The organism is Vibrio sp. 05-20-BW147, from assembly GCF_013369385.1.
GTDB classification, from domain to species: domain Bacteria; phylum Pseudomonadota; class Gammaproteobacteria; order Enterobacterales; family Vibrionaceae; genus Vibrio; species Vibrio floridensis.
On the sequence record NZ_SZTO01000002.1, the window covers coordinates 268,586 to 281,028 of the forward strand.

Annotated in this window: 10 protein-coding genes; 3 read left to right on the forward strand and 7 right to left on the reverse strand. The window is 47.3% G+C overall.

The features are described from left to right. Window positions 1–25 precede the first annotated feature (25 nt). Together hrpA and FC652_RS02535 are read left to right on the forward strand one after the other, a co-directional pair. Window positions 26–3,958: an ATP-dependent RNA helicase HrpA gene (gene hrpA / locus FC652_RS02530; RefSeq protein ID WP_176297356.1), complete on the forward strand. Its 3,933-nt coding sequence runs from the start codon at window positions 26–28 to the stop codon at window positions 3,956–3,958. A 120-nt stretch (window positions 3,959–4,078) separates the two neighbouring features. Further along, window positions 4,079–4,564, forward strand: coding sequence for an outer membrane beta-barrel protein (locus FC652_RS02535; RefSeq protein WP_131069763.1), 486 nt, complete (start codon window positions 4,079–4,081; stop codon window positions 4,562–4,564). A 36-nt stretch (window positions 4,565–4,600) separates the two neighbouring features. Here FC652_RS02535 and FC652_RS02540 read toward each other — a convergent pair whose 3' ends face one another. Further along, a complete protein-coding gene (locus FC652_RS02540) occupies window positions 4,601–5,053 on the reverse strand; it encodes a hypothetical protein (protein ID WP_131069764.1) in 453 nt (150 codons plus the stop codon). A 169-nt stretch (window positions 5,054–5,222) separates the two neighbouring features. Here FC652_RS02540 and FC652_RS02545 point away from each other — a divergent pair, with 169 nt between their 5' ends. Beyond that, entirely contained in the window at window positions 5,223–5,684 is a 462-nt protein-coding gene (locus tag FC652_RS02545; RefSeq protein WP_176297357.1) for an OsmC family protein, read from the forward strand. A 22-nt stretch (window positions 5,685–5,706) separates the two neighbouring features. On the opposite strand, the gene FC652_RS02550 is transcribed toward FC652_RS02545, so the two are convergent. The 6 genes from FC652_RS02550 to speA all read right to left on the reverse strand — a co-directional run bounded on the left by FC652_RS02550 (window position 5,707) and on the right by speA (window position 12,426). Next, complete coding sequence (locus tag FC652_RS02550; RefSeq protein WP_176297358.1) at window positions 5,707–6,411, reverse strand: LytTR family DNA-binding domain-containing protein; 705 nt, start codon at window positions 6,409–6,411, stop codon at window positions 5,707–5,709. A 2-nt stretch (window positions 6,412–6,413) separates the two neighbouring features. Next, on the reverse strand, window positions 6,414–7,445 hold the full coding sequence (locus FC652_RS02555; protein ID WP_176297359.1) for a sensor histidine kinase: 1,032 nt from the start codon (window positions 7,443–7,445) through the stop codon (window positions 6,414–6,416). Window positions 7,446–7,592: 147 nt separating this feature from the next. Beyond that, window positions 7,593–7,835 (reverse strand): hypothetical protein, encoded by a 243-nt coding sequence (locus tag FC652_RS02560; RefSeq protein WP_176297360.1) that lies wholly within the window; start codon window positions 7,833–7,835, stop codon window positions 7,593–7,595. Between the two features lie 173 nt (window positions 7,836–8,008). Then, window positions 8,009–9,214 carry a multidrug efflux MFS transporter EmrD gene (gene emrD, locus FC652_RS02565; protein ID WP_176297361.1) on the reverse strand — a complete coding sequence of 402 codons (1,206 nt, stop codon included), beginning with the start codon at window positions 9,212–9,214 and terminating at the stop codon, window positions 8,009–8,011. 365 nt (window positions 9,215–9,579) lie between these two features. Next, on the reverse strand, window positions 9,580–10,515 hold the full coding sequence (speB, locus tag FC652_RS02570; protein ID WP_176297362.1) for an agmatinase: 936 nt from the start codon (window positions 10,513–10,515) through the stop codon (window positions 9,580–9,582). Further along, a complete protein-coding gene (speA, locus tag FC652_RS02575) occupies window positions 10,516–12,426 on the reverse strand; it encodes an arginine decarboxylase (RefSeq protein WP_176297363.1) in 1,911 nt (636 codons plus the stop codon). Window positions 12,427–12,443 lie beyond the last annotated feature (17 nt).

The window sequence follows — 12,443 nt, forward strand, 5'->3', positions numbered from 1 at the left end:
TCCCATGAAATGAATAGGAAATGCTTTGACTTCGTCACAGCCAAATACAGAATCCCATGCTTCTGAGCAAAAGGCTCAAGCAAACAGCGCCGCGTCATTACGCAAGGCGCTCAGTCAGTGTTTGATCAAAGATCGCTTTCGTCTGAGTAAGCGCATTGCAGGTGCCAGTAAAATTAATAAAGAATCGGCACGCAACGCGGTGTTTGATGAGATCGCACTGGACATCGCCAAATCCATGATGGAAGTGGAACAGCGCAGCCGCTATCAACCGAAAATTGAGTACCCAGAAATCCTGCCTGTTAGTCAGAAGAAAGATGACATTGCAGACGCCATTGCTCGTCACCAAGTGGTGATTGTGGCGGGTGAAACGGGCTCAGGTAAAACCACTCAGCTACCAAAAATCTGCGCCGAATTAGGCCGTGGTAAGTTTGGTTTGATTGGCCATACTCAGCCACGCCGCTTAGCGGCACGCTCGGTGGCCAATCGCATTGCCGAAGAGATGGAAACGCAACTGGGTGATTTTGTCGGCTATAAAGTTCGATTTAACGACCAAATCTCTGAAAATACTCAAATTAAATTGATGACAGACGGTATCTTGCTGGCCGAGATCCAACACGACCGTTTCCTCAATCAATATGACACCATCATCATTGATGAAGCGCACGAACGCAGCCTGAATATCGATTTTATCTTGGGTTATTTGAAAGAGTTGCTGCCACGTCGTCCTGATCTGAAAGTCATCATCACGTCGGCAACCATTGACCCAGAGCGATTCTCCAACCACTTTGGCGGCGCGCCGATCATTGAAGTGTCAGGACGGACTTATCCTGTGGAAACGCGCTACCGTCCGTTAGGTGGCGAAACCGAAGACGATCGTGACCAACTTGAAGGCATCTTTGACGCGGTTGACGAGCTGTGCGACGAAGGCTTGGGTGACATTCTTATCTTCATGAATGGTGAGCGTGAAATTCGCGATACCGCAGATGCGCTGGCCAAACGTAAGCTCAAAGATACTGAGATTGTGCCGCTTTACGCGCGTCTTTCTGCGGGCGAGCAAAATAAAATCTTCCAGCCGCATACTGGCCGCCGCATTGTCTTAGCGACCAACGTTGCTGAAACCTCGTTAACCGTGCCGGGCATCAAATACGTGATTGACCCTGGTACCGCGCGTATTAGCCGTTACAGCTATCGCACCAAAGTACAGCGACTGCCCATTGAGCCGGTTTCTCAAGCCAGTGCCAACCAGCGAAAAGGTCGTTGTGGTCGTGTGCAAGAAGGTATCTGTATTCGTCTCTACTCTGAGGACGATTTCAATTCGCGTCCGGAGTTTACCGATCCTGAAATTCTGCGCACCAACTTAGCGTCGGTTATCTTGCAGATGACCGCGTTGGGCCTTGGCGACATTGAAGCGTTCCCATTTGTTGAAGCGCCAGATAAACGCAATATTCTTGATGGTGTACGCTTGCTTGAAGAGTTGGGCGCCATCAACAGCAACGCCAAAGATCCGAAAAAACGCCTCACCGCGGTGGGCAAGCAGTTGGCTCGTTTGCCGATTGACCCTCGCTTAGCGCGCATGGTGTTGGAAGCGCCAAGATTTGGTTGTTTGAAAGAAGTCATGATCATTGCAGCGGCCTTGTCGATTCAAGACCCGCGTGAGCGACCTTCAGACAAACAGCAATCGGCAGATGATAAGCATCGTCGCTTCTACCATGAAGATTCTGATTTCCTCACCTTTGTGAATGTGTGGAATCACATTCAGAAGCAACAAAAAGCGTTGTCGGGCAACCAGTTCCGTCGTCAGTGCAAAGACGATTACCTCAACTACTTGCGTGTGCGTGAGTGGCAAGATGTTTACTTCCAAATCCATCAATCGATGCGTGAGATGGAGTTCAAGCTCAATAGTGAACCCGGTTCTTACGATGCGGTGCACAGCGCGATTTTGACTGGCCTGTTATCGCATATTGGGATGAAAGATCAGGAGAAAAATGAGTATCACGGCGCACGCAATGCCCGTTTCCATATTTTCCCTGGCTCTGGTCTGTTTAAGAAACAGCCAAAGTGGGTGATGTCGGCAGAGCTGGTCGAAACCTCGAAACTGTGGGGCCGAATTATTGCCAAGATTCAACCAGAATGGATTGAACCACTGGCGAAGCATTTGATTAAACGTAGCCACAGCGAGCCCCATTGGTCGAAGAAGCAAGCGGCCGTGATGGCGTACGAAAAAGTGATGCTCTATGGTATTCCGATTGTGCCTAAGCGCTTGGTGAATTATGGCAATATCGATGCGTCAGTGAGCCGTGAGATCTTCATTCGCAGTGCGCTGGTGGAAGGAGATTGGGAGACCAAACACGCTTTCTTCAAACAAAACCGTAAATTGCTGCTCGAAGTGGAAGAGCTGGAGCACAAATCTCGTCGTCGCGATATTTTGGTCGACGACGAAGAGCTGTTCCAATTTTACGATCAACGCGTCGGTACGGAAGTGGTCTCTGGACGCCATTTCGACACCTGGTGGAAGCAAGCATCGAAGAAAGAGCCTGAGCTGCTGAACTTTGAAAAAGAGATGCTGTTCAAAGGCGATGCAAGCCACGTGACGGATTTGGATTACCCGAATTTCTGGCATCAGAATGGCTTGAAACTCAAGTTGAGCTACCAGTTTGAGCCGGGTGACGACAGCGACGGCGTCACGGTACACATTCCATTGCCGATTTTGAACCAAATCGATCCGGCAGGTTTCGACTGGCAAATCCCGGGCTTGCGTCATGAATTGGTGGTGAGCTTGATTAAGTCGCTACCGAAGACGCTGCGCAAAAACTTTGTGCCTGCGCCAAATTATGCCGATGCATTTTTATCGCGCGTTACTGCAATGGAAATGCCGTTGCTCGATGCTTTAGAGAAAGAGCTACGTCGCATGACCGGGGCGACGGTGCTGCGTGAAGATTGGAAACTGGATCAAGTTCCTGACCATCTGAAAGTCACTTTCCGTGCGGTTGATGAAAGAAATCGTAAACTGAAAGAACACAAAGATCTTCATGAGTTAAAAGAAAGCTTAAAAGAGAAGGTGCAAGAAACCTTATCGAAAGTGGCGGATGACGACATCGAGCAACAAGGCTTACACACATGGAGCTTTGGTGAGTTGCCACAGGTATATCAGCAGAAACGTGGCGGTTATCAGGTTAAGGCGTTCCCTGCGCTGGTTGACAACAAAGACAGCGTAGAAATCAAGCTCTACGAAACCGAGCAAGAGCAAATCAGTGCGATGCAAGCCGGTCAACGCCGTTTGATCTTGTTGAATGTGCCATCGCCGATTAAGTATCTGCATGCGAACTTGCCGAACAAATCGAAGCTGGGCCTATACTTTAACCCCTATGGCAAAGTGCTTGATTTGATCGACGACTGCATTGCTTGTGGCGTTGACAAGCTGATTGAAGAGCAGGGTGGCTTAGTTTGGGAGCCAGAAAAATTTGAAGCGTTGAAGGAACACGTGCGCGCAGAATTGGGCGACACGGTGGTGGATATCGCCAAGCAAGTGGAAACGATTTTGACCACGGCCTTCAACATCAACAAAAAGCTCAAAGGTAAGATTGATTTCACCATGGCATTTGCTCTGTCGGACATCAAAGCGCAAATCGAAGGTCTGATCTTCAAAGGCTTTGCCACGGAATGTGGTTGGAAACGACTGCCAGACATCTTGCGTTACATGAAAGCGATTGAGCGTCGAATGGAAAAACTGCCTATCGACCCGAACAAAGATCGCTTACATATGTTGAAGATTGAGTCGGTAGTCAAAGACTACAAAGAGCTATTGAACAAGATTCCGAAAGGATTAGCGGTACCGGAAAATGTGAAAGAGATTCGCTGGATGATCGAGGAGCTGCGAGTCAGTTTCTTTGCTCAGCAGCTCGGAACACCTTATCCGGTCTCCGATAAACGGGTAAAAAACGCTATAGAAGCTTGCTAATTCGTTGTTTGCGGTAGGCATATAAATTGCAGACGCTATAATAACGGATATTGATATGTCGGTCAGGTGGCAAAACCATGCCACCTGAATGACTGACTAGTAAACAAGAGAAGGTTAACAATGAAAAAGACTCTTTTAGCACTAGCGCTTATCGGCGCGTCATCAACTGCGATGGCAGATTCATGGATTTACGGCGGTGCGAGTGTAGGTCAGTCTGACTACAAAGGCGAAAGCGACACGTCTTACTCACTGCATGTAGGTACAGGTATTCTACCTATCATCGGTATTGAAGGTGGTATCACTCAACACGGTACATTTGAGATTAACAATCGTGATACAAAACTAAGCTCTTTTTATGCAGCGCTAAAACCAAGCATCGATTTTGGTCCACTGCACATTTGGGCAAAAGGTGGTTTGCACTCATGGGACAAAGAAGTAACGGGTCTTTCTTCTGCAAACGATGACGGTGTTGATGTGATGTTTGGTGTGGGCGCTGAATACTTTATCTTTGGTCCACTTTCTGTCGGCGCAAGCTACATGAACTACACCATGGACAAAGACGATGTGGGTACTTTCTCACTGAACGCGACGCTACACTTCCTATAAGCTGACGCGAAATTGTTCCTATAAACCGCTACCTTGTTAGCGGTTTATTTTTATCCCCACTTTCTCAAAACGTGCTTCCACCAAGGGTTGTTCATCCTGATACCACTCCTTTGGCATGGCGTTTTCTAACCCCGCTTTTTTCAGAATCGCGTGTTCATCTTTGGTGATCACAGTGTAGTGCAGCCATTGCTCAAACAGCGACTTCAGCGATAGCAAAGAGATCTGCTCATGGTCTTTCCAGTGGGCTTTCAGCAAACCGACGATGCTCTGCTCAGGCACGAGTGGCTCAATAACACATTGCTTAGTGGTGACAACTGAAACCGAACGAGGCAACTTTTCTCTTGCTAAGTGCCAATCTGGCTTGCCTTGACGCGTGAGCAACTGGTGCTGATAGCAATAATAAGGGAAAAGGAAGCGTTCGATGGCGTGCCAACGTTCCGCTTTCACTTCTAACAAGATGTGCTGCAGTTCTATATCGGTGTCGTACATAAGTGCGATGTGGCTTAATAGTAAACTCGGATTGGATGGGCTTATTGTAACGCAGATTTGAGCATCGAATAGGCATGGTGGACAAAAAGAAAAGTTGCAACTGTACGTTGCCCTAGAGTAGGGTCTCACTCAAATTGGATTAAAAAGCAATACAAGCTGTGGAGGGAAGATGGCAGAGTACAAAGCAAAAATCGTGTGGCAGCGTCAGGGAAGCGAAGTGTTCTCAGACAATCAATACAGCCGAGGTCACATGTGGGAATTCGATGGTGGTGTGCAGGTACCTGCGTCGGCATCGCCACATGTGGTGCCACTGCCGCTTTCTGTGGCAGAAAATGTCGATCCTGAAGAAGCGTTTGTTGCTGCTCTTTCAAGTTGCCACATGCTAACGTTCCTTGGTATTGCCGCAAAACAGCGCTACGTGATTGATGAGTACGTTGACGATGCGGTGGGATTCATGCAAGAAAATGAGCAGGGTAAAATGTGGGTAGCCAAAGTCACTTTGCGGCCTCAAATTCGTTTTTCCGGTGACAAGCAGCCTGATCGGCAAGCGTTGGAAAAACTGCATCATTTAGCGCATCAGCATTGCTTTATTGCCAATTCAGTGAAAAGTGAAGTAGTGACAGAGTTTTAGTGATCACAATTGAGTTTCGTGGCTACAGTGAAAAGAGTTGACGGAACTTACTCAGTTGGCGTCGAGAAACTTCCACTTTATCCCCACTATGTAACGTTAAGACTAAGGCACCGGAGCTGCAGAGCTCGGTCGCGATGATGTGGGAAAGCTGCACAATTTCGCTGCGGTTTGCTCTAAAGAAAGCCTCTTCGGGTAAGCGTAATTCAATGTTTGCCAGTGTTTTGGATAGCATGGGGCGATTTTGTCCAAAGTGGACTTGAGTGTAGTTACCTTGTGCTGAAAATTTTTCAATATTGGCCAATGGGACGAACCAACAACGAGTGCCATCTTTGACAAAAATTTTTTGCTCGATACTTAAGATGGTTTCTTTGTTATTAACACATTGAGGAAGGCGAGCACACGCCTTCTTTAATCTCTCAACAGAAAAAGGCTTGAGTAAGTAGTCAACAGCATCTCTTTCAAAAGCATCGACCGCATACTGGTTGTATGCGGTGGTAAAGACAACATGGGGTGTCGACGTTAACTCGTAAAGCAATTCAAAACCGTTGCCATCGGGTAAATCGATATCCAGAAACAACACATCTATCTCTTGTTCACTCAAGATCACTCTTGCTTCGTTCAGACAACTGGCTTCATACATAACACTAATTGGCATCACTTCCACAAGCTGAGTTCGCAACTCAAGGCGAGCTAGGCGAGAATCTTCGACGATGAGTACGCGATACATGTTTATTCCTTGTTCGTGATACGAATGGTAGCGACTACCATAGAATCGACTTGTTTAAGCTGGATAACGTGCCGACTTGGATAGAGCAGTGCCAGGCGAGTTCGAATATTTCTCAATCCAACACCACCTCGTAAATCATTTAGTACACCAGGGTTGGTTACTTCTATTAGTAAGCTATCCGTTTGAGCTTCGATGTGGATTTGGATGTTTCCGCCAGAAGGGTGCTGAGCAATACCGTGTTTAATGGCGTTCTCGATGATCAACTGAAGAAGCATTCTCGGCACAATCCAAGATTGAGTGTCTCCTCGAATGTTTTCTTCAACTTGCAGGCGTTGTTCATACTGCAATTTACAAAGATTGATAAAACCATGGCAGAGTGAAAGTTCTTCATCAAGTGTCCATTCAGACTCTGCCTCCACGGCCAATAAAGAACGTAGTACTTCAGAAAGCGAAGTGAGGCTGTCTCGTGCTTTGTTTGGGTTTTCAAGGATCAAAGCACGTATGTTGTTAATGGCATTGAAAACAAAGTGAGGGTTTAATTGATTGAGCATCAACTCCATTTGAGCATGGTGTAACTGAGTATCAAGCTCTGCTTTCTCAAGCTGTATTTGCTTTAGCGTGCGATGACGTTTGATCAGCAAATAGGTCATTGACCAACAAAATGTAAAGAGAAAAAGCGTTGGCCATACCGCCAAAATTTGCAGATGACTCTGCGGTAATATTTGCTCAAACAGAAGCATTTGCGCCGGATAAAGGATGAGTGCAATGACGATGTTAGCCATAATAGACGCAGCTACCGAACCAGATAGCGCGTAAAGAAACGAGCTGCCGATCTTGGTCTCGTTTTTGTTTTGGTAAAAAGAACGCATCCATCCAGAGGCAACCAGCAAAGCAAGCAGCAGGGCGAGGGCATTCGCCAACTCAAAAGGTTGAAAGCCAAGCAGAGCACTTCTTGTAATGATGTTAATGAAACTAAAGCCACCCCAAATACTGAGTTGGATAAACCAAAATTTTTGGTTATTGGTTAACGACATGGCAGAACTCCTTTTTCGCCACCACTCACTTCCCCCATTTGAGTCGTGAGGGTGATTTTATAAACTTTGATGATGCAAGCAACGTTACATGTGTAAATCTATGTTATGCATCAATAATTCTTGGTGAAGGCTACATAGCTGATGGGGTTACTCTCCCCGAGACCAACTCGGTCTTTCACCTTTCCAATAACAAAAAGCAATCAGTAGGGCTGTTTGAATCAATATGCACAATGCCCAAGTAAAGGGCTCACTTTGCGGATGAAAGTAGGATGAAGTGATGTAGAGCGCGACACAATAGCTTCCCAATACCATCCAACCTTGCCAAGTCGTCGGAACACCCCAACCCCAGCCATAGCGTCTTTTCGGAAACCAAACGGTTTTGTTCTTCATGTGTTGACCTCACAAAATGGGTTTGTGGTGACAACATAGCAGCAGCGGTATTTAGGTTGCGAAGAAAAGGGACGAGCGGTAAAAAAACTGAGTAAACGGCAAAAGAGAACCATGCTTAATGATGAGCATAGGGGAGATAAAAAAAGAGGCGATGAAATCGCCTCTTAGAAAGATCAGATTGCCAGCGGCATTTCATTGGAAGAATCAGGTTTACGATAAACCAAACGCAGTCCTAACATCGCAAGGATGGACATTGCGAGCATGAGGCAGCCAAGAGGCAGTTGATCTTGGGCTGGGAACAAGGAGGCGATTAATGTCGCGATACCGGCTCCTAGATTTTGCATACCGCCCAAAATAGCGCCACCGGTTCCCGCGTGATAAGGGAAAGGAGCCAGTGCTCCCGTGGTCGCCGCTGGGAACAAAATGCCTGCGCCAAGGAAGTAAATCGTCGCACCACCGACCAACGTCAGTGCCGTTGTTTGACCAAACAGACCTGGAATCAGCACCACGGCTGCGCCGATCAGTATTGCGACCAAGCCAACGTTCAGAGCACGCTTTTCTGAGCGACGCTGAGCAATGTAGCTAGATAAGCCCGCACCAATCAGATAGCCCGGGATCGGCAATACAAATAAAATGCTGACGATAGTCGCAGGCAGCCCTAGCACACCGCCTAATAGCACGCCAGCCGCTGCCTCAAAAACCGCCACACCGGCAAAGGTGGCGACTAAGCAAAGTAAATAACCTTGGAAACGTTTGTTGGATAAAACGTAGTGGTAGCTGCGAGCAACAGACTCGTGTTTACGTTTTTCTTTTGGCAACGTCTCCATCATGCTGGTCATCATGGTAATAATGACCGCAATAGCAAATAGTGCCAAAAACAAATAGCTTGAACGCCAGCCAAAGGTTTCCGTCAGCACGCCACCCAATACAGGAGCCATCAGCGGTGAAAAGATCACGCACATGCTGATCAAACTGTTGGCACGATGTAATTCTGCGCCTTCAAAACAGTCACGAGTCAGGGTACGAGACATCGCACCACCACAACCGATCCCCAAGCCTTGAACGAAGCTACCGACAAGGAACCAAGTGTACTCGTGTGCAAACAGTGACAGCATAGTGCCGGCAATGTAAACCAGCAGACCGGCGATGATGATCGGCTTACGGCCAAGGCGATCCGACAGTGGACCATAGACAAATTGCGACAATCCGTAAGGGATCAAATAGCACGCCATGACAGCCTGCAGTGCAGCAGGCGATACCAAAAACTCACTGGCCATGTGACCGATTGATGGCACGTACATGGTTTGAGTCATTTGACCCACAGCGGTCAAAATAGCGATCAAAAAGGTAAGCTTGGCTAATGGAAATGACGCGGACATCTGCGCAAATTCTCCGGCTAAATTAAAAACGAAAAAGACCATGACAGATCGGTAAAGACTGCCAAATAATGAGTTTTATAGGGATTTACGGCGCGAGATATTAGTCGTTGATGGCATTGTGATCAATCTGAAAATGTGATCTTAAGCAAGATAAAAATCTATCATTTGCATTAGAAAAATTAATGATTATTTTTTATTTAACGACCCGTTCATTAGTGATTCCTTGGTTTGAGATAACAAAGAGACGGGGTGAGGAGCAGGTAGAATAGCCTTAGGGTTGTTAGTGGGGTACATGGAAAGTAAGCATAAAAAAATCCGATAAACAGGGTTTATCGGATTTCGTTATTTTGCGTTAGAGTGTTTGCTTAGAACTCTGAATCAAACTCTTTATTCGCCGCCCAAGCGTACATCAGTTCCAACGCGATGGTTGCGCCAGCCAGTGCGGTCAAATCGCTTTGATCGTACGGAGGAGAGACCTCCACCACATCCATACCAACGATGTTAACGTCTTTCAAGCCACGGATGATTTTCAAAATCTTGTCCGAGTTCAAGCCACCGCACACAGGCGTACCGGTGCCAGGGGCAAAAGCAGGATCCAGACAGTCGATATCAAACGTCACATACACTGGCTTGTCTGCCACGATGCGACGGATATCCGCAAGGATCTCATCCACGCTCATGTCGTTTGCTTGCATCGCATTGATAACGTTAAAGCCATGACCTTGTTGCTTGTACTCAGTACGAATACCCACTTGTACCGAATGCTTAGGAGAGATCAACCCTTCTTTGGGCGCATGGTAGAACATGGTGCCGTGGTCATAGCTGCTGCCGTTTGCGTACGTGTCGGTGTGCGCATCGAAGTGGATCAATGCCATTTCACCGTAGTGTTTTGCATAAGCGCGCAGAATAGGCAGCGTGATGAAGTGATCACCACCTAGGCCAAGCATTGTTTTGCCGCTTTTTAGAATCGCAGAGGTGGCTGCTTCCATACGGTAAGTGAAGTCTTCTGCATCACCACAATCGAAGACAAGATCGCCACCGTCAATCACCTTCACCTTTTTAAATAGGTTGAAATCCCATGGGAATTTCTTACCTTCCCATGCAAGATTCACCGATGCACGACGGATCGCATCTGGGCCCATACGCGCACCAGGACGACCAGAGGTTGCCATGTCTAGCGGTGCGCCAAACACAACGAGGTCTGCATCAGCCGCAACAGGATCTTTTACATACGGGCGACGCACAAAACTCATTGAGTTGGAGTAAAGCGAATAATCAGTTTTAGTAAACAAATCATTCATTTAGAAGTCCTCTAAATAGGTGTAACCAGACAAGCCTTGCTCAAGCTCTGCCAGGATTTGTTGTTGTTCGTTTTCGTCTACTCGTTGTGATACGAGCGACTGATAGTTTTTGCGGATTTGATCGACGTCGATATGTACGTAGCGCATCATATCTTCCACGGTATCGCCTTCATTGATGAAATCGATATTGATCTCACCTTGGTCACCGACATTGACAACCGCACTGTGTGTGTCGCCAAACAGGTTGTGCATATCACCCAAGATTTCTTGATACGCACCCACTAGGAAGAAACCCATTAAATATGGTTCATCTGCATTCCAAGCGGGTACTGGAAGGGTACTTTCAATACCTTGTCCATCTACATAAGCGTCAATCGCACCATCAGAGTCACAGGTGATGTCGAGCATCACTGCACGACGATCCGCCGCGTTTTGTAAGCCAGAAAGTGGCAGAACAGGGAAGACCTGCTCAATACCCCAAGCGTCTGGTAATGATTGGAACAGAGAGAAATTGACGAAAAACTTATCGGCCAAACGCTCTGTCAGCTCATCAAGAATTGGGCGATGGAAGCGGTTTTTCGTGCTCATCAAGCGGTTCAATTCATAGTAGATACGCAGCGATGTTTGTTCTGCCCACGCGCGATGCTCAAGGGTTAGTACCCCAGTGGCAAACTGTGAGTGCACTTCTGCCAAGTCACTTTGCGTGTCGTTGTAAATCTCAATCAACGCTCGGTCGTCAGTACCGTTGTGCAAGTTCAACCAGCTGCGCCACATGTTGTTCAGTAGAAGAGGGAAGTCTTCTTCTGGCTCGGTGACGGTTTCTGGTTTGTAAGCTTCAGTACCAATCACGTTTGAAATCAACACTGCGTGGTGCGCTGTTAGTGAACGGCCAGACTCAGAAATGATCACTGGCATTGGTTGCTTGTAATCTTTACACACGTCACCCACGGTATTGACGATATTGCGCGCGTACTCCACCAACCCATAGTTCATCGAGTTAGAAGATTGGCTGCGAGTACCATCGTAGTCAATCGCCAAACCGCCACCCACGTCGAAGTACGCGATGTTGGCACCCAACGTGCGCAGCTCACAATAGAAACGCGCTGATTCATTCACGCCATTACGCACATCGCGAATGTTGGCCATTTGTGAGCCAAGGTGGAAGTGAACGAGCTGCAGTGTGTCTAATTGGTTTTCTTGCTTCAAACGGCTGATCACATTCAGCACTTGTGATGCTGAGAGGCCGAACTTCGACTTCTCGCCACCACTGGCTTGCCATTTACCGGCGCCTTGTGAAGCCAGGCGAATACGGATGCCAAGACGTGGTGATACGCCTAAGCTTTTCGCTTCACGTAGCACGAGATCAAGTTCCGACATTTTCTCTAGAACGATGAACACCTTGTGGCCAAGTTTTTCACCGATCAATGCTAAACGGATGTACTCACGGTCTTTATAGCCGTTACAAACAATAACAGAGCTTGCGTGCTGTGCCATCGCCAGTACCGCTAGAAGTTCAGGTTTACTGCCTGCTTCTAGGCCTAGCTGTTTGGTTTCAAGTTGTGCCTGGCTGGCAAGAATCTCGTCTACCACTTCACGCTGCTGGTTTACTTTGATTGGGTAAACAAGCAGGTATTTATTTGGGTATTGATATTCATCAATTGCCTGGTTAAACGCGTCACAGATCGAATGCACACGTTGATGCAGAATTTGCGGAAATCGAACCAAAACAGGTAGATTGAGCTGACGCTCTTCTAATTGTTTAACGATTTGGCTTAACTGCACTTGGTGGGCGTTGTCACTACGTGGTGAAACGTACATCTCACCTTGGTCATCAATGCCATAGAAGCCTTGGCTCCAGTAGTGAACGTTGTAGTCGGCGCGAACGCGGTCTAATTTGGATGTTTGTTCCACATCTAATCTCACAGAGT